A 21,734-nucleotide genomic window follows, 5' to 3' on the forward strand; every position below is an offset into this window, starting at 1 on the left:
TTTGCTCTTGCGACTTTGCGGTGGCACGTTTGGGCAGGTAAGGCCCCCATCTGTCTCTGTATCGTCGGTTTCGCGAAAGAAGTGAGTGCGCTTCTTTTTGATGGTAAGAGATGGCGGAATAGGAGAACAGAAAAAGGACCAACCTAGATACAAGGATACCGATTAAGCTCAAGGAGAACTCGAATCGTGAATAGACGCTGGGATTCCCCTTATAGCCACGACAACATTTTGCCTCATGCATACCTTTGGAACCTGGTGGCCCAAGATATACATTTAAAGCTGGGTTTAACGGGCTTGGTGTTTGTTGTTTTCATGTGGTTTCAACTAGACTTCAGCTTTATTTTCATGACCATGAACCTATTAGGAATGACCTGGCTGTTTATTCTATACTGCCATGTTGGTGGAGACTGTCCTCGGTGGAGAGGAGCCGCGTTCCAATTCGGGTTTGGTGCCTGCGCCGCCTGCACCCTTACCGTACTCGGATTCCTGTGCTTCGGCAAGCCGTTTGCTATTCAGGTCGGATGCCTGGCCTATAGTTTCTTTGCCGCCCACTATCTGTTAGGATGTTTCCGAACACTGGAAACCCGGTTTCGATTATAAGGACTCCATTGGAATTCAGCCACCAAACAATTGACGTTATATGGTAAACTGCCTGTACAGGCAGTATTTTTATTCCGGTGTAAGCTTTGACTGTTCGTTCCCGTAATCATTAATGAACGGGTTGTGAGGAGGCAAGAAGAGTGGCTCCTAGCGATGAAAGGCTGGTCCACGAAACTGTGCAAGGAAACCTACAGGCTTTCGAAGAGTTAGTACATAGATATCAGCGGCAGGTGTTCACCATCGCCTACCGCATGACCAACCAGCGGGAAGAAGCCGAAGACATTGCTCAGGAAGTTTTCATTACCGTTTACCAAAAGCTTTACCAGTTCGATACTTCCCGGCGCTTTGCTCCTTGGATTCAGCGGATCACTGTCAATACCTGTATTACCCGTTTGCGCAAAAAGAAGAAGGTGGTTTTGGTAAATTTCGAGGATAATATTAGCAATCGGGCAGACCCGTTCCTCAACATCGATTATAACGACCCGGCTGTGGTTTACGACCGCGAGGAACTGAAACTAGACCTCAAAGAAGCACTGCTTCAGTTGCCGGAAAGTTACAGAGCAATGCTGATTCTTCGCTATCAACTGGATATGTCTAACCAGGAGATAGCTGACGCCTTAGGTATCACGCGGGAAAACGTAGAGGTTAAAATGCATCGGGCTCGCAAATCCCTTCGCAAGGTGCTGCTGGAACGTCGGGATGAAAGGAGACAGCGCGATGAATTGTCAGCAAGTAGATAAAATGCTGTACCTATTCTGCGATGGGCGGCTTCACCCTTACCTACGTTCACAGATTGAAAAACACCTAGAGAACTGTCCGAGCTGCCGCAATAACTTCGCTATAACTAGCATGGAAACCGAGGTTCTTCGCCTCAGCGACGATATCCCGCCTGTTGGCAGCGACTTTTACCAAAAAGTCATGCTCCGTGTCACCGAGCATTGCGGCAAAGCGGCGTACGGCTCGCGCACGGTAAGGGACAGATTTTCAAAACTGTTAGGCCTTTTCAATCCGCGGATGGTGGGTGGAATAGTGGCTGTCCTTATGTTGTTGGCGTTGATAGTTAAATCGCCGGTTCCGTCAGTATTCAAATCCAGACAAAGTCCCTCCCATCTCAAGCAGTCGGCAACTCAGTCAATCTCGGTAGGATCCGGACAGTCTCCAGAGGCTCAACAACTAACCGCTGGTGTTCGAGAACGAAAGGCCGTGCCTGGCGAAGCCGAAACAACTGCGAATCCAGAGCCCCAGCTCAATACCCCGGACTACGGCCGGACACCAACCGATCTGCGCACCAATGGTCGGAGCGCACCTTCGTTCGCCTCTCAGGCGTTACCGACAAATATGGCGAGTCGCTTTACCGTCGTGCATCCCTATTACATTCCCGCGGGGTACTCTTTGGCCAAGGCAGAAAGTGACACCACCGGTACCCTCAGCCTTACTTACGCAACTGAGGACGGATCCCAAATCCACGTGCTGGTCCGTCCAACAGGAGGTGATAAGGAAACACCCCCCCTCGTTCCGAGCGAAATAAATACTTTGTCCGACAGCGGTTCAGAACCGGTGCCGGAAACGACAACGAAGAGCAGCATTGCCGAGACCAAGCAACAAAACAGGTCTGAAGCAGCTGGAGTGCAAAACAATGAGTCTGTGGTAAGCTGTACCGTGTGTGTCGATGACCAGTGCTATCGGGTAGAAGTAAGCGGCACGTTGCCTGTAGAAGAGCTGGCCCACATCGCCGGTAGCTGCAAATGAGAAAAGGAGGTCGGGTATCGATGAGAAAGTTTCATAGGCTGACGGTCACTACGCTATTGTTGACTGCGTTGTTAGTGTTCATCGGTTTATGTCAACCCCAGCTTGCACCAGCCACCGCCGAGACCACCCCGCCCACTCCGACCTTGGTCGTTTCGGGTCTTGGAACTGTTTCTGTAGCCCCCGATGAAGGCAAAGTAGTTTTGGCAGTTGTCACTACGGATAAACTGCTGGCTGAAGCTCTAGATCGGAACACAGCTGCTACCAATAAAGTCGTCGCCGCCCTGACCGATGACGGCATCAAATCCGACCAGATCGAAACCAGCAATTTCTCGGTCTGGCCGCAATATTCCTATCCCGGGGAAAATGACAAAGACAGACCCCCGGTCATCGTCGGATATCAGGTACGTAATGAAATCACCGTGACCGTGCAGGATCTCGCCCGTTTGGGAAAAATTGTAGACAGCGCGTTAAAGACGGGAGCCAACGAAGTAGTTAGCATCTCATACGAGAAGCAAGACTCGTCACAAGCAGTCAACCTGGCACTTAAGAAGGCGTGCCAGCAGGCAAACGCTAAAGCCCAGGCCATAGCTGCGGCTTTGGGAGTGCAGTTGGGACGCGTTGTTTCTGTGACTGAAAGCACCAGCAGTTATAACCCCTCGCCGCCATTCCAGGCATTGAAAGCGACGAGCGGTTACGGCGCCGGTGATGTTCCTATCCAGCCTGGCAAGCTGCAAGTTACCGCAACTGTAAACATAACCTTCGAACTCAAGTAGCCTTGTTGTGCCGCTACTACAGGGCCAACTACAACAGCTTGACAAAGGTTTTGGGTGTATACTAGAATTATGTTTGCAGGCAGAGCTCAGCCTTGCCTAAAAACCGACGACAGGCGGCAGTGGCGGAATTGGCAGACGCGCTAGATTCAGGATCTAGTGGTTGCAAGGCCGTGGGGGTTCAAGTCCCTTCTGCCGCACCAAGAAAATCGGGACTTCCGGACAATTATTCCGGAAGTCTTTTTATTGTATTTCGCTCACAAATTCTATTTATTGTAATTCATGCTGCAATCCATAGCCTTTTAACGTTTTGTGTTTTCATCACGCTTCATAATAATTCCACCCTTTGATGAATACGTCTCAGTGAACATCTCACGCCAAATCTGGTCCAAGAGAGCTCACCATTACCCGCCTGCTTTGTATTGTAGCTCACAGGCTATGATACCAAGGTTGTCCGCTCTAATCGACTTAAGGTAGACTTACAATACCGATTGTGGTTTTACACATAGGAAAACATGCGGGTGAGAGGAGGAACCCTGATGAAGACAAGACAGGTTGACCGTTACATAGGTTGGCTTTTAGGCTTATGTTTGGCATCGTTTTTGTTTGTGGGGTTTTTTTTGACGGGACAAGCACTGGCTCAGACTCAGCAACGTAATTTATACGTAGGTTGCGAGGGAGAGGATGTCGCTCGTCTGCAGAACACCCTTAATCTGAAAGGATATTACTGCGGTCCTGCCGACCAAAAATTTGGTGTGAAAACCCAGAAAGCCGTGCTCGCCTTACAACAGGAAAACGCGTGCAGGGTGGACGGCATTGTCGGACCCGAGACTCGCAGGGCCTTAGACGCTTATCAGCCTCGTTTGTTATTCGAAGGGTGCACCGGTGCCGATGTTACTCGACTTCAGGAGACCCTGAAAGAGCGAGGATACTTGACTGGCGACGCTGACGGCAAATTCGGTCCCGAAACTCGCAAGGCAGTTCTGGCCTTTCAAAAAGCAAATAGCCTTGAAGCAGACGCCATTGTCGGGCCTCTGACCAGGCAGGCCTTAGCGCAATATAAAGAAACCCATTCTTCGGTTGTATCCAGTCGTGGAGGAAGTGAGCCTATGAGGTATATCCAAGTACTTGACATGAAGGCTACCGGTTACTGCCCCTGTAACCAGTGTAACTACCCTTGGGGCGGGCGCCCCTCGGCTTTAGGCTTGCCTCTCGGGCGCGGTATAGCAGCCGTTGATCCTACCGTAATCAAGTTAGGAACGAGATTGTACGTTGAAGGATACGGCGAGGCTATTGCCGCGGACACGGGTGGCGCAATCAAGGGAAATAGAATCGATCTGTGTTTCGACACTCATAGCGAAGCACTCGATTGGGGAATACAGAACGTCAAAGTCTACGTATTGCCTGATTAAGAAAGTCAACCGAAGCCAGTCATCTTGCTTCTTTTCGCAGTTCGGTTAATTTTTCTTTCAATCTTTGTTCTACGTTGGGAGGGACCAAGCCGCTGACTGGGCCACCTAAAAGCGCGGCTTCTTTCACTCCCGATGAGCTTATGTAGTAATAATCGCTGCTTGACATAATAAAAACGGTATCGACCTCCGGCAAAAGATATCGATTCATCATGGCCATCTGCATTTCATACTCGAAATCGGCTACAGTACGTAGTCCCCTGATAATCGCACAGGCTCCTTTTTCCTTCACATAGTTGACAACCAGTCCGCTGAACCAGTCAACCTCAACGTTGGGGACGTGTCTGGTCGCTTCCTGGATCATGTCCACCCTCTCTTCCAGGGTAAACAGGCTCTTCTTGTGGACGTTAGAAACAACAGCAACTATTATGCGGTCGAACAGCTTACTGCTTCGTTCAAGGATATCTACATGGCCTTTAGTAAAGGGATCAAAACTGCCTGGATATACTGCAATCCTCACCGCGATCCTCCCCCAAATCTGTTCCCTACAAATAGTCTATCCACTGAGCACGTGCTGATAACGATAAAAAAAGGGCCTGGTGACACACGCAGGCCCTTTTAGTTTCGTTCCTAATACTTAAAGAAACCTTCTCCGGTCTTACGCCCCAGCTTCCCTGCACGGACCATCTTAACCAAGAGCGGGCAAGGACGATACTTGTCATCGCCAAACTCGCGATGCAAAGTCTGCATGATAGCCAAACATATATCTAGCCCAATCATGTCTGCTAAAGCGAGGGGACCCATAGGATGCCCTGCTCCGAGCTTCATGGAGGTATCCACGTCCTCGGGGCTTGCAACCCCCTCCATGACGGCATACATACCTTCGTTCAGCATTGGAATAAGCAGGCGGTTGACAACAAAGCCAGGAGCTTCGTTGATCTCAACCGGGGTCTTGCCCAGCTTAATTGAAAGATCCTTGATGGTATTAAAAGTTTCCTGGCTAGTAGAAGCCCCTTTGATAATCTCGATAAGCTTCATTGCCGGTACCGGGTTGAAGAAATGCATGCCTATTACCCTGTCTGCCCGCTTGGTTGCTGCTCCTATCTCGGTTATGCTCAGAGCTGATGTGTTAGAAGCCAGGATACATTCAGGCTTGCAGATCTCGTCCAGTTCCTTGAAAATCGCTTTTTTGATGTCCATATTCTCGATAGCAGCTTCAATTACCACATCCACATCTTTGGCCGCAGCCATGTCGACCGTACCGCTAATCCTGGCCATCACCGCGTTCTTGTCATCTGCGCTCATCTTGCCCTTTTCGACCATTTTGCTGAGACCCTTGTCGATGCCTTTTATACCATTGTCAACAAACTCTTGTTTAATATCACGTACGATTACTTCGAACCCAGCTTGAGCAGCGACTTGAACAATCCCAGCTCCCATAGTACCTGCGCCTAAAACCATTATTTTCATTTCTCGTTACCTCCCTACCCCAAATTAACTATGATATCTCTACCTAGCCCCGGTTCTACCTTAGTGTCTGCTTTCCTCACTCCCCTCCTTTCCTGCAGAATATCGCCACAGTCCGACAACCGTCGGTGTATGTGCAGAGCAGTTGGCCCGACCTTGCTGGCCGCTGTTATCTATCATCTCGATGGCAGCCTCTGCCTTAAGTTCCCCGAAATCCGGAACCGTACCTGCTCCGCATTTCTGCAGTCACAATAACTCAAATTCTACGCTGCTTTGTGAATTCCTTCTTTAGACTCCACAATTTTTTCCCGCCGGTTCTCCCAAAGCCCCAAAAAACGGCAGAGGGATCCACCCGAAAGCGGATCCCTCTTTTTACCTTTCCACCTTACCTTCTATTGCATTGCCTGCCAGACTAATTCAGGAAGATCCAGTACCTTGGCTTCGGATTCTACTCCTTTTACCCCGTCGTTAATCATCGTCAGGCAGAAAGGACAGTTAGTGATGACCATCTCCGGATTCGGTTCAAGCAGTTGATCAGTCCTGGTATCGTTGATACGTTTGTACCCTTCAACTGCATGCTCTTCAAGCCACATCCGGCCTCCACCGGCGCCACAGCAGAAACCGTATTCCCGGGACCTTTCAATTTCGACCAGGTTGCACCCGGTTGCTTTAATAACGGCCCTGGGCTCATCGTAAACCTTGTTGTGACGGCCTAAGAAGCAAGAATCATGGTAAGTCAACTTAGCCCCGATGGACTTATTCAGCTTGATCTTCCCTTCAGCTATAAGCTTGGCAAGGAACTCGGAAGAATGATACACTTCATAGTTGCCGTTAAGCTGCGGGTACTCGTTCTTCAGCGCATTGTAGCAGTGAGGACACGGAGTAATAATCTTTTTGACCCCGTAATTATTGAATGACTCGATATTAGAATTGACCAAGGTCTGATACAGATACTCATTGCCCAAACGGCGCGCCGAATCGCCGCAGCAGTATTCTTCAGTACCCAGGTAACCAAGCTTGATCCCGGCTTGAGCCGCTACTCGAACTAGAGCTTCCCCGACCCTCTTGTAACGGTCGTCAAATGCAACCGCGCAGCCGCCGAAGAGAAGATATTCGAATTCCTCTCCGTCCTCAGGCACCAGGTTGACCAGTTCTCTGACGTTGCGCTCGTTCAACCAGTTGGCCCGGTTGGCAAAGCCTACGCCCCACGGGTTGTAGTTACGCTCCATGTTAGTGAACGCCATCTGGGCTTCACCCGGCATGTCACCCTGCCACATTACCAGGTTACGCCGCATCTCGATTATTTTAGGAATATGCTCGATGAACATCGGGCAGTGTTCCATACAAGCACGGCAGTTGGTGCAGTCCCAAATAACATCTGTGGTGACGACATCATAGATAAGGTTCTGCTCCATGACCGGTTTTACCTCATCCGCCTCTGCCGTCATGGCCATTTCCGCTGCCTCATCAGCATGATGCCCGGCATCTTTAGCGGCTATGAGGTAAGGAGCCTTGGCATCCCAGTGCTGCTTCATAGCTTGAATCAAGGTCAGTTTAGGATTGAGGTGCTTGCCGGTTAGATAAGCAGGACAGTTCTCTTGACAACGCCCGCAGCGGATACAGGCATCAAGGTCTATGATGTCTTTCCAAGTGAAGTCTTCGATCTTTTCTACGCCGAAGCTCTCAGCTTCTTCAATGTTGTAAACCATACGGCAGGCACTTGGCCCCATATCCCTGGTAAAGTAATTTACCATGCTAACAAAGATGTGCCACAGCTTGGTGAACGGAACCAGAGCTATGAATAGGAAGGCCAAGGTCATGTGGAACCACCACAGCAAGCGGTGCCATACCAGTGCTCCGTCCAGTGACATACCGGAGAACAGGTGAGCGAACATCCAGCCGAACGGTGAGGCTTTGGCCTCGTAAAGGATCTCGTCGATCCTGGTAGCCAGCTTAATCTGAGCCGCGATGCGCAATCCTTCAATCAGAAACCCGGTAAACAGGATAGCGAAAATGAGGAAAATGACCCACCCATCTGACGATTTAGTATCGTTCAAACGGTCAGGCTTCTGAACATAGCGGATAAAGGCCAGAACAATAATACCTATCATCGCCAGAAAACCTAGAACGTCAACTATCCATGAAAAACCGATATAGGCGCCACCTTCAACTTTAGGCCAATGCAGCCAGAAGTGCATAGCGTCGACTCCTGCTGCCAGGAACAGTACAAGGAACCCCCAGAACAGGAAGAAGTGCATCCAACCGGCCAACGGTTTCTTGACTACCTTAGCCTGGCCAAAGCTGTACTTGATCAACGACCATAACCTGCTCCAGAAGTTGTCGGCCCGGTTGATCCTGCCGTTAGCCAGCAGCCAAACCCTGATCCTCTTGTAGAGTCCATAACAAAACACTGCTAAGGGGATAAACATGAAGATATAAATCAACCATTCGTAGGGAACATTGGCCCCGACTACCCGCATAGGTACTTCGTAGACCTCTAATGGTTCGTAACCGAAAATCATGCAAATATTCCCTCCCCAGTTTTATCAATATGAATGCTGGATATGGGGACTTAAGCCACGCATATCCAGCCATTCATTTCCTCGCCGCTCAAGATGATAGACGACTACTTCTTGAGCTCATCGATCAAAGCGGGGATAACCTTGAACAGGTCGCCGACTGCTCCCAGATCGGAAATACCGAAGATAGGAGCTTCCTCGTCGGTATTGATGCAAACCACGTACTTGGAAGACGACATTCCGGCCAAGTGCTGAATGGCACCAGAAATACCCGCTGCCACGTACAGTGTGGGGTTGACTACCTTACCGGTTTGCCCGACTTGCAGTTCATGGGGCAACCATCCGGAGTCGATGGCAGCACGAGACCCGCCGACCGCCGCTCCCATGAGGTCAGCCAGTTGTTCGACCAGGGCGATACCTTCCGGTCCTTTACAGCCGCGGCCGCCCGATACCACGACATCAGCTTCGGTGAGCTCCGGTCTAGCCGACACGCTGGGGATGAACTCTTTCACGTTCTGGTATACGTCCCCAGCACCCGCAGCCACTGCTACATTGACGACTTCTCCTGCAGCAGCCTTCTCAGCCGGTGACCAAACGCCAGGACGAATCGTCGCCAATACTGGAGACCCGGCCACTTCGACCTTGGCCAAAGCCTTACCGGCATAGATAGCTCTTGTGAAAACACCCTTGCCCGCGCTGATGTCAGCCGCTATACAGTCAGTAGCCAGACCTAATTCCAGCTTCTGGGCCAGCCTTGAAGCCATGTCTCTGCCATTGAAGCTGTGGGCAAACAGAACCGCGTTGGGTTTGTACTCAGCAATCATCGCTGCCATCTGTGCTACGAAAGCTCCGGTATTGTACTGAGCAAAAACATCCGCATCAGCAACATAAACCTTGGCCGCACCGTACTTGGCAAACTCAGGAGCCAGCCCGGCCACGTTTTTGCCAAAAACTACTGCTGAAACCTCATCGCCCCACTTCTGGGCTTCGCTGAGCATTTCATACGTGACTTTACGAACGTTCCCATCCCTTTGTTCGACAAATACCCATGTTCCAGCCATTCAGTTACCCTCCTTTTACCTACTTCTTGATTTCGACTTTAACATCGTTCTTGATGAAGTTAGCGATTTCTTTGGCCAGGTCAGCCGGCTCGCCGGTAACCTTTTTGCCAGCTGCCTTAGCAGGAGGCAACGAGTACTCGACTACCTTGGTCTTGGATTCGACGGCTTCGGCAGCCACGGTGCTGACCGGTTTCTTCTTAGCTTGCATTATTCCTTTCATGGAAGGATAACGAGGCTCGTTCAAACTCACCTGGGTGCTGATGACAGCAGGGAGGGCTACCTCGATCACGGTAGTTCCGCCATCTGCTTCACACTTACACGTAGCTTTTCCGTCAGCTATGTCCAGAGTAGTCGCGACATTGATGTGCGGCCAGCCAAGAATCTCAGCGATTCTGGTCGGTACCTGAGAAGACCCATCGTCTGCGGCCACGTGTCCGGCCAAAACCAGGTTTGCACCCTCGTCAGCAATGGCTTTCGCCAGAGCCTTGGCCCGTGCAAATTCGTCAGCAGCCAGATCCTGCTGAATAAGAATTCCCCTGTCGGCTCCCATGGCAAGTGCAGTACGGATAGCCTCGATAGCCTTGTCTGCACCAGCCGAGACTACTACTACCTCTTTAGCTATGCCTTTTTCTTTCAGCCTGATGCCCTCTTCAACAGCTACCTCGTCATAGGGATTGATTATCATGTTAATACCAGCATCAGAAATCTTGCCATCCTTTAATTCGATCTTGGCTTCGGTGTCAAATGTCTGCTTTACACATACCAGAACTTTCAAGGTCATTCCTCCTTCTTTCTTTGTGAGATGTACTCTACTCGCGTTCCCTTTGTGCCCCCAGAATCCCTAAGCCAATGTGTAAAGGCATCACCCCCACAAGAGTTTATATATTCTTGCCTCAGCATTGCCACCGGCACGAAGCCCGAAGCAGAAATCACCCATCACAAATACTTCTATAGATTTTTCATATTTCCTCTTTGTTCTCAGCCGGAAAGTGAAATTTTTTTCTAGGTATGCCCCAAACCTCAATCTAACTGAATGCCCATAGGTCCAGGAGTCAATCCGCTGCCTTTTCGTAGAAAAAAGTCGCCACGCTTTTCAAACCTATCTCCCTAGCCTTGAATATCTGTTCAGTACTCCCTATAAACAGTACCCCTCCTGGGCGCAGTGCATCTACGAAGCGGCGGTATAATTTCTCTTTAGCCTCTTCTGTGAAATAGATAACTACATTGCGGCATAGAATAAGATCCATGTTAGAGGGATACCTGTCTTTCAATAAATCATGTCTTTCAAAGCGAACGCAGTTTTTTAATTCGTCTTTGATGCGAAAGTATCCATTAACCTCTTCAAAATACTTCTTAACCCAAGCCTGCGGAACCGCCTGCAGTGACTTCGGCAAGTACAACCCGGTTTTAGCTTTTTCCAAAGCATCCTGATCTATATCCGTGGCCAATATCTTCTCGAATCTCTGCGGAAAGTGTTCTTGAAAAAGTAACGCCAAGGAATAAGGTTCTTCACCAGTTGAACAACCGGCGCTCCAAGCGCGCACCTGAGCACGCTGCCGGATAAGTGCGGGCATGATGTCTTTCCGCAAAATATCCCAGTGGTTGCTGTTCCGGAAAAATTCCGACACGTTGATGGTAAGGTGATCCAAGAATTTTCGGTAAACAACAGGATCGTTTTCTAATACCTTTATAAAAGAAGCGTAATTGCGGGCATCCACCGACCGCATGAAGCTTCCTATCCGCCGCTCCATCTGCGGTCTTTTATATGCGGCGAGATCGATCCCGCTTTTTTCATGGAACTTCTTAATAAACCAGTCCCATCCCAGGTTCTCCTCCATTAAGCTCAAACTAGACCTTCCCCTTCCTAAACACCCGCTTCATCGATAGCCCTAACAAAAGCGTCCAAGGTAAATGCGATGTCCTGTCTGGTGTGAGCGGCTGAAATAAAGCAGACTTCGAACTGCGAAGGCGGCAAAGTTATGCCCTGTGAAAGCATGCTCGCGAAAAACCTGGCATAAAGAGCTGTATCAGAGGTCAGTGCGCTCGGGTAGTCACGAACTTCCTCTTCGGTAAAGAACCACGAAAACATCGAACCGAGTCGGTTCAGACCAACTTTTGCTCCTTTATCGGCTAGAATTGAGCGTACTCCTTCTTCCAGAACCCGGCCTAACTCATCCAGTTTCTTGTAAATACTCCCGTCCTGAAGTCGTTCAAGGGTTGCGATACCCGCTGCCATGGCCAAGGGGTTTCCTGACAACGTTCCTGCTTGGTACACCGGTCCCTCTGGGGCCACCAAATTCATTATGTCTTCCCTACCCCCATAGGCTCCTACCGGCAACCCGCCGCCGATTATCTTACCCAAACACGTCAAATCTGGCCTAACTCCGATTACATCTTGAAACCCGCCATAAGCAACCCTGAAGCCGGTTATGACTTCATCGAATATAAGCAAAGCCCCAAACCTTTGAGTAATCTCCCGCAAACCAGACAGAAACTGGGGCTGGGGCAAAACCAGGCCCATGTTGCCTGCCACCGGTTCTACTATGACAGCCGCAATCTCGAACGGGTTCTGATCAAACAACTCTTCTACTGAATCGAGATGGTTGTATTCGGCTACCAGAGTATTCTGGGCAAAGTCCTCCGGTACCCCCGGACTTATAGGAATGCCAGCAGTCAGTAGCCCGGAGCCGGCCTTGATCAAGAAACTATCAGCATGCCCGTGATAGCAGCCTTCGAACTTTACTATTTTGCTGCGACCGGTGTACGCCCTTGCCAGCCTTATGGCGCTCATGGTTGCCTCCGTCCCCGAATTCACCATCCTTACCTTGTCGATAGAGGGAAAAGCCTGGCATATCATACCAGCCAGCTTCACTTCCTTCTCACAAGGGGCTCCATAACTGGTGCCGTCGGCAGCTGCTGCCGCAATTGCCTTCACCACCTCCGGATTGGCATGCCCGAGGATTAGGGGCCCCCAGGAACAAACATAGTCCAGGTACTCTCGCCCATCCACGTCGTAGACCCTGGCCCCATTGGCCCTGGCAATAAACAAGGGATCCTGCCCCACTGCCCGGAAAGCGCGAACAGGACTGTTCACCCCTCCCGGGATATACTTCTTGGCTTCCTCCCAAAGCAAAAGGGAATTCGGTCCAGCCGCCATCCCCTGCACCCCTCTTTCTCAATTGTTAATAGTAGGTCATACTTGTCTTCTTGAATTCTCTTACACTCCTGACCAGACGATAACGAGAAGGTTCAAACCTGGCAGCTATGTCCGCTACTACCTTGTTCACATCCTCTTCACTCCGGCCATGAATCATCGTATACATGTTATATGGCCAGTGGTCTGGAGTCTCCCGGAGATAACAATGACTGATCTCGCGAAAAGAAGCCATGTATTTCCCTGCTTCATCTACCATATTCTCCGGTATTTCCCACATAACCAAAACGTTGTGAGCAAACCCGGCTTGCCGATGGCCCAAAATAGCGCCAAAACGCCTGATAACCCCATCCTGTTTGAGTCTGGTTATGATTCCTATTAATTCTTGTTGAGACCGTCCTGTTTCTTGCGCGATTTCGGCAAACGGTTCCGTAACCAGAGGAATATCTCCCTGAAGCCGCTTTATCAAGGTCTCTACCCAGCTATCCATTATCCTCCGCCCCATCCATGTTAAACACCACTTCAATCTTGTATACCTTGCGGGCGGGCAGACGCATGATCTTAATCCCGCAATTCTCTTCGATATCCCGTAATTGTCGCTCAGCTTCGGCTGAAGAACTGGCAGTCAGAGTAAACCACAAGTTGTACTCGTCGTCCCGCTCATAGTTGTGGGTAACCCCTGGAAACGTATTTATATAGGCTGCAACTTCCTCTAATTTTTTAGGATCTACTTTGGCTGCACAGAGCGTGGAGTAAAACCCGAGCTTACGCGAATCAAAAACCGCTCCGATCCTCCTTATCACCCCGAGTTCCTTCAACTTACGTATCCTGTCTAACAGCTCGGTTTCGCTGATTCCTATCTCAGCGGCTATTTCTGCCCAAGGCCTGACCTGTAAAGGAAACTCTTGCTGAGCAACCTCTAATATCTTCCTGTCAACCTTGTCCATACGCTTCTTGCTCCTTCGTCTCGCGCGGGCGGTACAGACACCACGAATCCTCAGCCATATAATCTCCACCGCTGTAGTAATATGCCCGAGCCCGGCAACCGCCGCACCGAGCCTTGTAATCGCAGATACCGCACTTGCCCTTGTAATCCATGGTTCGGAGTTCCTGCAATACCGGGTTTTCGTTCCAGATATGGCTGAACGGTGTTTCCCGCACATTGCCCAGTCGAAGATCCAGATAAGCACATGGCTGCACATCTCCACGAGGGCTTATTATGCAATAGGAAATACCCGCCAAACATCCCTTGCTGAACCTCACGGGGATGCCTTTCTTGTCCGCAACCCTGATAAACTGGGGCGCACAGGTCGGTTTCAGTTCAATATCAACCGATTTCTGTTTCTCCATTATTCGAGCCAAGGTTTGCTCGTATTCCCTGACCCTTAGAGCCTCCTCTTCGATGTTCAACCCACGCCCCGTAGGTACCAAGAAAAAAATGTGATGTGCAACCGCTCCCAGCTTGACCGCCATATCGGTCAGAGCTTCGAGCTCGCCCACGTTCCAGTCCATAACCGTGGTGTGTATCTGAAACGGAACCCCGGCTTCTCTCAGATTATCGATACCTTCCAATGTAAGGTTAAAAGCATTTTCCAGTTTCCTGAAAGAATCGTTCTTCGCCGCATCCAAACTATCAAGGCTCACTCCGCAGGCGGCAAATCCAGCTTCTTTCAGCTTCGTCGCCACCTCGCTGGTGATAAGTGTACCGTTCGTCCCCAAGACCGGCCTCAGCCCCTGCTGGCGTGCATAATCCCCTAATTCGAAAATATCATGCCTCATCAACGGTTCACCACCGCTAAAGATCATGATTTTGAAACCGGCTTTTTTTATCTCACGGATAAGCTCTTTGCCTTCCTCAGTATTTAGCTCTTCACTCAACTTGAGACCGGCATCCCGGTAACAGTGGTCGCAAAACATGTTACATTGATTGGTAGTGTTCCAGGAAACTAACATCAACTGTTCCTCCCAAGTCGGACTCTAAGACCACTAACAAGCGCTGATCCGCATAAAATCTGAAGATGAATCAGTTACCTTTCAACGTTGTTCGGGTTATCCCGGCATCTCCATTTGCAGTCGAAAACCTGAGGAAACCCTTGATTCACCCAATACAGTGATTTATCGAAGTCAACAAACATTTTCAGCGAACATCTGCGTTACTCTGCGTCTATTAAAAACGCTGTTCACCCTAGCAAGCGCGCCGCTTCTTTGGCAAAGTAGGTAATGATGATATCAGCCCCAGCCCGCTTGATCGCGGTCAACACCTCCATCATTATCCTTTCCTCGTCTAACCATCCGTTGGCCGCAGCCGCCTTCACCATAGCATACTCTCCGCTGACGTTATAGGCAGCCAGGGGATGATTGAACCGCTCTCTAACCCGAGCGATAACATCCAGGTATGCCAGGGCCGGCTTAACCATGATGATGTCCGCCCCTTCAGCTAGGTCTAGCTCGATTTCGCGCAAAGCCTCCCGGCTGTTAGCCGGATCCATTTGATAGGTCTTGCGGTCGCCGAATTGGGGGGCCGACTCTGCCGCTTCCCTAAAAGGCCCGTAAAAGCCCGAAGCATACTTAGCTGCGTATGCCATCACCGCGGTGTCGGCAAAACCGCTCGCATCCAAAGCTTCCCGAATATATCCTATGCGTCCGTCCATCATGTCCGAAGGCGCCACTATATCAGCTCCAGCCTTGGCATGAGACAGGGCTTCCTGGGCTAGTAGCTCAAGGGTGGCATCATTGTCGATCGTTCCTGTGCCTGTGACTACCCCGCAATGCCCGTGATCCGTGTATTCACACAAGCAAACGTCGGTAATAACCAGGAGTTCTGGCCAGCGGTCTTTGATGAGCCGCACCGCCTGCTGTACCACACCGTTGTCATCGTAAGCCGAACTCGCTGCCGCGTCCTTGTTTTCAGGTATCCCGAAGAGCAGGACAGCAGGGATGCCAAGGTCCACCGTCTCCTGAATCTCGCTCTCGAGCATGTCGCATGAAAGCTGGTAAACCCCGGGCATGGATGTGACGGGAATTTTTTTGTTCTCCCCGTAAACCACGAACAACGGGTAGATAAAATCATCCACCGATAGACTGGTTTCACGTACCATACGTCTCAAAGCTTCGTTCTTGCGCAGTCTTCTCATCCGTGTGATTGGAAAAGCCAACCCTCATCCCCCCTAGCCATTTATCTCGTCTTCTTCGAGGTAACAAGCCGGATCTTCAGCCCACACGTCACCGTGGGCAGCCCTTGCTCTAATCCTGCACCCCCCGCAGACAGAATTATGCTGACAGCGTCCGCACTTGCCTTTCAGGTGAACCCTTTTGTTTCGCAGTTGTACGAGAAGCTGGTCATCTCCAGTCCATAACTGGCTGAAAGGCGTCTCACGGACATTACCCAGATTATAATCTTGCCAGAACTGGCACGGATGTACATTGCCCCGAGGGTCGACATTGGCAAACTTGGTCCCCGCCGAACAGCCTCCGTGCATATCGAGCAAGGTCAATACCTCTGGGGCACGTTGTGGATAATGTTTCTCTATATAGTTCTTGAGATACACACCGTCAGCATGGTTGTCGGTCGTGAGTATCTCCACCTCCGCCCCCATGGCGTGTAACTCAAGGGTCTTTTCGACCAGCAGGTCTAGTATCCTTCTTTTTTCATCAGCTGAGGTGTCTGTTGCCATAATCTCGGCCCCTCGCCCCGCATAAACCAGGTGGTACATGCAGAAACGGGGGATGCCTTCCCGTGCCACTATGTCAAGAATCTCCGGCAGGTCTTTCTGGTTCCACTTGTTTACCGTAAAACGAATACCGGTTTTAACCCCTTCGGCAAGGCAAGCGTGAATCCCCGCCAGAGCCTCAGCAAAAGCTCCTTCTCTGGCCCGAAAGTAGTCGTGCGTGCCAGGAGCACCGTCGATGCTAATACCCACGTATTGAAACCCGGCGTCTTTGATCCGTTTCGCCACTTTGCCGGTGATCAGGGTGCCGTTAGACGACAAAACTGGCCTCAGTCCCAACTCAGCTGCCAGGTGCCCTAACTCAAAGATGTCATGACGTAGCAAAGGTTCTCCCCCCGAAAACAAGAGCACCGGCACCTTCATCTGTGCCAAATCCCGAATGAACTCCCGGGCTTCCCCACTAGTCAGCTCGTCGTCGAACCTGCGATCTTCGGCACTGATGTAGCAGTGACGACAGCGAAGGTTACAACGATTAGTCGTATTCCAGACCACCAACGGGCGCGAGCTGTCCGAAAACTGAAGCAACTGGGGAGGAGCTGTACCCTCGGCCCGGCACTTAATCACTTCGGATACTGTCGCCGTGCCGCATAGGAGCTTAGTAAACCCTATCATCGAATCTTGAAACCTCCCTAACTTTCTTGAAACATCTCTACCAAGGCCTGCACCAGACCTGGAACAGTGTATTCTGATGCTACTTTATCTACCCTCATCCCCATCTCCTGGGCGGTAGCTGCGGTTACTGGTCCGATACAAACGACCCTGGCAGTCTGGGTTACCTCTTCTATGTTTTTGTCGCCCAATATCTTAACAAAATTCTTGACCGTAGACGAACTGGTAAAAGTTATCGCATCGACGTGTCCCGTAAGTAAGGCTTCCAGGTGCTCGGGTGCGACTTTTTCCGTAAGCGCTTGATAGAGATGCACCTCCGTAACTTCTGCTCCCCAATCCCTCAGAACCTCGGGAAGCACATCTCTGGCCCCGCGCGCACGAGGTAACAACACTTTTGAACCAGGTCTGATCCGGCCCTTCATATCCCTGACGATGCCTTCGGCTCGAAACTCTTCTGGAACAACATCAACTACCAAACCCTTTTCTTTCAGGGCTTGGGCTGTAGCCGGACCAATGGCCGCGATGTGCAAGCCTTTTAAGTCCCGAATATCTTTCCCGCACTTCAGCATCTCATCAAAGAATATCTGCACGCCGTTTACACTGGTAAATATGAGCCAGTGATAGGTATTGATCACATCGAAGCAGCGGTAAAGAGGCGACATGTCTGCACTGGGAGTTATCTTGATGGTCGGAATCTCAACGACATGCCCGCCTAAAGCTTCAATCATAGACGACAACCGGCTGGCTTGTTCCCTTGATCTGGTAACCACAATGCGCTTCCCGAAGAGAGGCCTGTTCTCAAACCACATAAGCTCCTGTCTCAGCTGCACCACCTCCCCCACCACTAAGATAGCAGGGGGTAGAAGGTTCGCCTCTTGCACCTTCTTTTCGATGTCAGCCAATGTTCCGGTTACGACCTCCTGCTCCGGCAGCGTCCCCCACCGGATGACGGCACAAGGCGTACCACTATCTCTACCATATGCCAGCAAATTTCGGACAATGTGAGCCAGATTCTCTACTCCCATAAGGAAGACCAAGGTACCTATCCCGGTCGCGATCCGGTCCCACTGTACAGAAGTAGCATCTTTGTCCGGCCGTTCGTGCCCGGTTACGATGGCTAAGGTCGATGTCATCTCGCGGTGAGTAACCGGGATACCCGCATAAGCCGGAACCGCCACTGCTGAAGTAACCCCAGGCACAATCTCGAAGGGAACCCCGTGCTTTCTCAAGTATAAAGCTTCTTCACCACCGCGTCCAAAAACGAACGGGTCTCCCCCCTTCAACCTGACTACCGTCTTTCCCTGCTGAGCTTTTTCAACCAGCAAACGGTTGATCTCGTCCTGGGTCAGCGTGTGCTCACTGGAAGCCTTGCCCACGTATATCATCTCGGCCTTTGCAGGCGCATACCCGAGTATCCTCATGCTTACCAGTCGGTCGTAGATTACGACATCCGCTCGCTCCAGGCACTGCTTTCCTCTTATAGTAAAAAGCCCAGGGTCACCCGGCCCTGCGCCTACTAAGTATACCATTCCTTCAGTTGACATAATCTCTAATCCCCCATACACCTCACTGTTTCCAGTAAAGAACCTCCGCCCATAGCTAGAATCCGCCTCGCCAATTCCTCTCCCAGTTGCTGGGCGAAAGCCTCCGAGCCGCTTACGCGGTCACGATACACGACCTGACCATCCAGCGATGCTACCAGGCCGTCTACCGTCAAATATCCTTCTTGATAAGACGCGTGACAACCGCAAGGAACCTGACAACCACCTTCTATAGCTTTCAAGAATGCCCTTTCAGCTGTTATTTCTGCCCAGGTGGGTTGATGATTTAAGGGCTTAACCAGTTCTTCCGCTACCTTTCCATCCTCCTTTATCTCAAGGGCGATGACTCCCTGTCCAACCGCTGGAATCACTTGGTCCGGATGCAAGATCTCCGTTACCAGGTGTAAGAAACCCATTCGTTTAACCCCAGCATAAGCCAAGACAATCCCGTCTAACCCCTCGTCTTCCATTTTTCTGATTCTGGTCTCCACGTTACCCCGCAGGTTAACCGTTTCGATGTCCGGCCGCAGCCGTTTCAGCTGAGCTGTTCTCCTTAAACTGGAAGTGCCGATGCGAGCCCCCCGCGGCAACCCAGACAAGCTGTACCCCTTGAAGGAAAGCAAGACATCCAGAGGGTTTTCCCTTTCTAAAACCGCCGCTAACCTGATTCCTTCCGGCAATGTGGTTGGGAGGTCTTTCAGACTGTGCACAGCAATGTCTATTTCCTCTCTCAATAAAGCCATTTCTATTTCTTTAGTAAAAAGGCCCTTGTCCCCGATCTTGGACAGAGCCACGTCGGTTATCTTGTCTCCTTTGGTCTTGATAACAGTAATCTCGAACTCATGCCCTGGAAAACAATCACGAAGCCTCTTTACCACGTAGTTGGCCTGCCACAAAGCCAGGCGGCTTCCTCTAGTCCCTATTCTTACCTTCACTGCCATGAGCGTTGTTCCCTTCATCCTCAAGCTCAAGCTCGAATAGTTTCTTAGTTATCTCCGCATATAAATGCCCCTGATTGGTAAGACTGGCCTCCTTTAAGTTGATTATGGGAAAATGCAGCAATTGATTAACTATGGAACTCGCCAAAGCGTTTATAACCTTCTCCTGGCGCGGGCTAACCTTACCCAAGCGGTTCAAAGCCCTGGCCACTTCAGCCCTTTTGATAGCTTCCCCTCTTTCCTTTAAAGCCTTGATCACTGGAATCACATACAGCGTGTCAAGCCAGTCGTTGAACTCTTTCAGTTCTTGCTCCAGCACCCGTTCAGCCTCACGGGCTGCTTTCTTACGCTGTAAAAGATTAGCGTCGACTACTTTCTCCAGGTCGTCTATGTCATACAGGTGCACCCCCTCGATGGTGCCAACTCGCGGGTCTATGTCGCGCGGAACCGCGATGTCGATCATGAACGTCTTTTTCCCGACCTTCTCCTGCAAAACCGGGGCAACAGCTTCGTACTTTATGACATAGTGGTTGGCAGCAGTGCAGCTTATAACTATATCAGCCAGTGCCAACCACTGGGGCAACTCATCGAAATGCACTGCTTTGCCTTGCATCTTCTCGGCCAAGCAAACAGCCCGATCGTAAGACCGATTGGAAACAATTACCGTAGACACACCGTTATCTACCAGATACCTTGCCGTCAATTCGCTCATCTCCCCGGCCCCGATCACGAGAACAGTCTTGCCCGCCAGTGTGCCGAAGATGTTCTTGGCAAGTTCAACCGCAGCATAGCTGACTGAAACCGCATGTCGATCAAGCCCCGTAACCGTCCGCACCTTCTTACCCGCGTGCAGCGCTTTTTGGAAAAGCGTGTTCAAAATCCCATCTGAGGCCCCGACTTCCACGGCTCGCACATAAGCATCTTTCACCTGGCCCAGTATTTGAGTCTCTCCGATCACCATGGAGTCAAGCCCAGCAGCTACCCGAAACAAGTGCCCGATTGCATCATAACAGTTGGGTTGATAAAGATAGGGCCGAAGTTCTTCAACCGTCATTTTCGCCCTCTCGGCCAAAAACCTCTCCAGTACTTGAGCTCCTTCGCCTATGTCTTTGACCGTCGCATAAACCTCGGTACGGTTGCAGGTGGAAAGGACCACCATCCCGTGCAGTTCTTCGTTCCTTGCAAGGCTTTCGTAAACTTCCCTCGGAACCGGTTGGGCAAATGCCAACCTTTCCCTGACCTCGACCGGAGCAGTCCGGTGGTTTAGCCCGGTAAGGAGAATATACACTGTTCCATCCGCTCCTTTGCTTTCTCTTTCTGACCGGACCGGAGTAATTGAAATATATCCGAATCAACAAGACTCTGAAAAACCTGCTGGCGCCGGGCAATATCATCGGGATACGTTTTTTTAACGAGGTCACGAGCAGCCCCTAACATTTCCGTAAACTCACCGTATTCATCGGTAATAACCGACTCCAGTAGCTCCCGCACCCTTCTTGCCCACAAGGGGCTATTACCCCCAGTTGATACGGCTATGGATAAGGGTCCCCTCCTGAGCACTGATGGCACTATGAAGGTACATTCCTCTGGTTTGTCTACAACGTTTACGAGTATCCCCCGCCTTTCGCAAAGGCGGGCAATGGACGCGTTTACCTCGTCTTGGTCCGTGGCACAAAACACCATAAAAACCCCGTCGAGGTCTGTCTCCTCGAACCCCTTCCGGATCATGGTCAATCCGGGCTCACCAGCCAGCGTCTGAACCCCCGATGCCATTTCCGGGGCTACAACCTTGACCCTCGCTCCACATTGCAGAAGGCTCTTAACCTTACGCAGAGCCACGTCCCCGCCGCCTACGACCAAACACTCGCGACCTTGAATATCTAGAAAGATTGGGAACAAATGTTTCGTGCCGTACACGTCCTCACCACGGAAAAGGGTCTTCCTCAAGACCCCGAATCCTATTTCTCGCTTTTATCTTGAAGTTGCTCTTCAAACTCTTGATCTTTTGCCTTCCGGAAATTTCCAAGGGCCTTGCCCACTGCTTGTCCGACCTGTGGGAGTTTCCCTGGTCCGACAATTATTAGGACTATGACCAGAACTAGTAGCAATTCCCATGGACCAATGTTGCCGATAAGCCCAAACATCAAATGACCTCCTCCAAATCACTTGCCGATATCCCCGCTTCAGCT

General features: G+C 50.7%; 22 protein-coding genes and 1 tRNA gene. 6 read left to right on the forward strand and 17 right to left on the reverse strand.

Going from position 1 to position 21,734, the window contains the following annotated elements:
- Window positions 1–186: 186 nt before the first annotated feature.
- The 6 genes from SLIP_RS06975 (at window position 187) to SLIP_RS13020 (ending at window position 4,531) form a co-directional block, all read left to right on the forward strand.
- Window positions 187–600 (forward strand): hypothetical protein, encoded by a 414-nt coding sequence (locus tag SLIP_RS06975; RefSeq protein WP_013175574.1) that lies wholly within the window; start codon window positions 187–189, stop codon window positions 598–600.
- 140 nt (window positions 601–740) lie between these two features.
- Entirely contained in the window at window positions 741–1,340 is a 600-nt protein-coding gene (locus SLIP_RS06980) for an RNA polymerase sigma factor (protein WP_013175575.1), read from the forward strand.
- Window positions 1,318–2,349 carry a zf-HC2 domain-containing protein gene (locus SLIP_RS06985; RefSeq protein ID WP_013175576.1) on the forward strand — a complete coding sequence of 344 codons (1,032 nt, stop codon included), beginning with the start codon at window positions 1,318–1,320 and terminating at the stop codon, window positions 2,347–2,349. Before SLIP_RS06980 ends, SLIP_RS06985 begins: the two co-directional genes overlap by 23 nt.
- Window positions 2,350–2,369: 20 nt before the next feature.
- On the forward strand, window positions 2,370–3,122 hold the full coding sequence (locus SLIP_RS06990; RefSeq protein ID WP_013175577.1) for an SIMPL domain-containing protein: 753 nt from the start codon (window positions 2,370–2,372) through the stop codon (window positions 3,120–3,122).
- 113 nt (window positions 3,123–3,235) lie between these two features.
- Window positions 3,236–3,322 (forward strand) — tRNA-Leu (locus SLIP_RS06995).
- A gap of 336 nt (window positions 3,323–3,658) precedes the next feature.
- A complete protein-coding gene (locus tag SLIP_RS13020; RefSeq protein WP_013175578.1) occupies window positions 3,659–4,531 on the forward strand; it encodes a peptidoglycan-binding protein in 873 nt (290 codons plus the stop codon).
- Window positions 4,532–4,550: 19 nt separating this feature from the next.
- Here the strand turns inward: SLIP_RS13020 and coaD are convergent, their stop codons facing one another.
- From coaD to tatA, 17 genes are all read right to left on the reverse strand, one after another.
- Window positions 4,551–5,048, reverse strand: a complete 498-nt coding sequence (coaD, locus tag SLIP_RS07005) for a pantetheine-phosphate adenylyltransferase (RefSeq protein WP_013175579.1) — start codon at window positions 5,046–5,048, stop codon at window positions 4,551–4,553.
- A 110-nt stretch (window positions 5,049–5,158) separates the two neighbouring features.
- Window positions 5,159–5,998, reverse strand: a complete 840-nt coding sequence (locus tag SLIP_RS07010) for a 3-hydroxybutyryl-CoA dehydrogenase (RefSeq protein ID WP_013175580.1) — start codon at window positions 5,996–5,998, stop codon at window positions 5,159–5,161.
- Between the two features lie 389 nt (window positions 5,999–6,387).
- Entirely contained in the window at window positions 6,388–8,517 is a 2,130-nt protein-coding gene (locus tag SLIP_RS07015) for a heterodisulfide reductase-related iron-sulfur binding cluster (protein ID WP_013175581.1), read from the reverse strand.
- 104 nt (window positions 8,518–8,621) lie between these two features.
- Window positions 8,622–9,575 carry an electron transfer flavoprotein subunit alpha/FixB family protein gene (locus SLIP_RS07020; RefSeq protein WP_013175582.1) on the reverse strand — a complete coding sequence of 318 codons (954 nt, stop codon included), beginning with the start codon at window positions 9,573–9,575 and terminating at the stop codon, window positions 8,622–8,624.
- Window positions 9,576–9,594: 19 nt separating this feature from the next.
- A complete protein-coding gene (locus SLIP_RS07025; protein ID WP_013175583.1) occupies window positions 9,595–10,350 on the reverse strand; it encodes an electron transfer flavoprotein subunit beta/FixA family protein in 756 nt (251 codons plus the stop codon).
- Window positions 10,351–10,627: 277 nt separating this feature from the next.
- Window positions 10,628–11,413, reverse strand: coding sequence for a CheR family methyltransferase (locus tag SLIP_RS07030; RefSeq protein WP_013175584.1), 786 nt, complete (start codon window positions 11,411–11,413; stop codon window positions 10,628–10,630).
- Window positions 11,414–11,439: 26 nt separating this feature from the next.
- Entirely contained in the window at window positions 11,440–12,732 is a 1,293-nt protein-coding gene (gene hemL / locus SLIP_RS07035) for a glutamate-1-semialdehyde 2,1-aminomutase (protein ID WP_013175585.1), read from the reverse strand.
- Between the two features lie 25 nt (window positions 12,733–12,757).
- Window positions 12,758–13,219 (reverse strand): siroheme decarboxylase subunit beta, encoded by a 462-nt coding sequence (ahbB, locus tag SLIP_RS07040; RefSeq protein WP_013175586.1) that lies wholly within the window; start codon window positions 13,217–13,219, stop codon window positions 12,758–12,760.
- The gene (gene ahbA, locus SLIP_RS07045) at window positions 13,212–13,676 is read right to left on the reverse strand and encodes a siroheme decarboxylase subunit alpha (RefSeq protein ID WP_013175587.1); all 465 of its coding nucleotides are present in this window, start codon (window positions 13,674–13,676) and stop codon (window positions 13,212–13,214) included. Before ahbA ends, ahbB begins: the two co-directional genes overlap by 8 nt.
- Entirely contained in the window at window positions 13,663–14,682 is a 1,020-nt protein-coding gene (gene nirJ2, locus SLIP_RS07050) for a putative heme d1 biosynthesis radical SAM protein NirJ2 (RefSeq protein ID WP_013175588.1), read from the reverse strand. The genes ahbA and nirJ2 overlap by 14 nt, the downstream gene beginning before the upstream one ends.
- 227 nt (window positions 14,683–14,909) lie before the next feature.
- Complete coding sequence (gene hemB, locus SLIP_RS07055; protein WP_013175589.1) at window positions 14,910–15,884, reverse strand: porphobilinogen synthase; 975 nt, start codon at window positions 15,882–15,884, stop codon at window positions 14,910–14,912.
- A gap of 12 nt (window positions 15,885–15,896) precedes the next feature.
- Window positions 15,897–17,069 (reverse strand): radical SAM/SPASM domain-containing protein, encoded by a 1,173-nt coding sequence (locus SLIP_RS07060; protein WP_013175590.1) that lies wholly within the window; start codon window positions 17,067–17,069, stop codon window positions 15,897–15,899.
- A 17-nt stretch (window positions 17,070–17,086) separates the two neighbouring features.
- The gene (cobA, locus tag SLIP_RS07065; RefSeq protein WP_013175591.1) at window positions 17,087–18,610 is read right to left on the reverse strand and encodes a uroporphyrinogen-III C-methyltransferase; all 1,524 of its coding nucleotides are present in this window, start codon (window positions 18,608–18,610) and stop codon (window positions 17,087–17,089) included.
- 5 nt (window positions 18,611–18,615) lie between these two features.
- A complete protein-coding gene (gene hemC / locus SLIP_RS07070; RefSeq protein WP_041432840.1) occupies window positions 18,616–19,548 on the reverse strand; it encodes a hydroxymethylbilane synthase in 933 nt (310 codons plus the stop codon).
- Window positions 19,520–20,833: a glutamyl-tRNA reductase gene (hemA, locus tag SLIP_RS07075; protein WP_013175593.1), complete on the reverse strand. Its 1,314-nt coding sequence runs from the start codon at window positions 20,831–20,833 to the stop codon at window positions 19,520–19,522. Before hemA ends, hemC begins: the two co-directional genes overlap by 29 nt.
- Window positions 20,809–21,492 (reverse strand): precorrin-2 dehydrogenase/sirohydrochlorin ferrochelatase family protein, encoded by a 684-nt coding sequence (locus tag SLIP_RS07080; RefSeq protein WP_013175594.1) that lies wholly within the window; start codon window positions 21,490–21,492, stop codon window positions 20,809–20,811. The genes hemA and SLIP_RS07080 overlap by 25 nt, the downstream gene beginning before the upstream one ends.
- An 11-nt stretch (window positions 21,493–21,503) precedes the next feature.
- Window positions 21,504–21,689, reverse strand: coding sequence for a twin-arginine translocase TatA/TatE family subunit (gene tatA / locus SLIP_RS07085; RefSeq protein ID WP_013175595.1), 186 nt, complete (start codon window positions 21,687–21,689; stop codon window positions 21,504–21,506).
- Window positions 21,690–21,734 lie beyond the last annotated feature (45 nt).

Source organism: Syntrophothermus lipocalidus DSM 12680 (genome assembly GCF_000092405.1).
In the GTDB taxonomy this organism is placed as follows: Bacteria; Bacillota; Syntrophomonadia; order Syntrophomonadales; family Syntrophothermaceae; genus Syntrophothermus; species Syntrophothermus lipocalidus.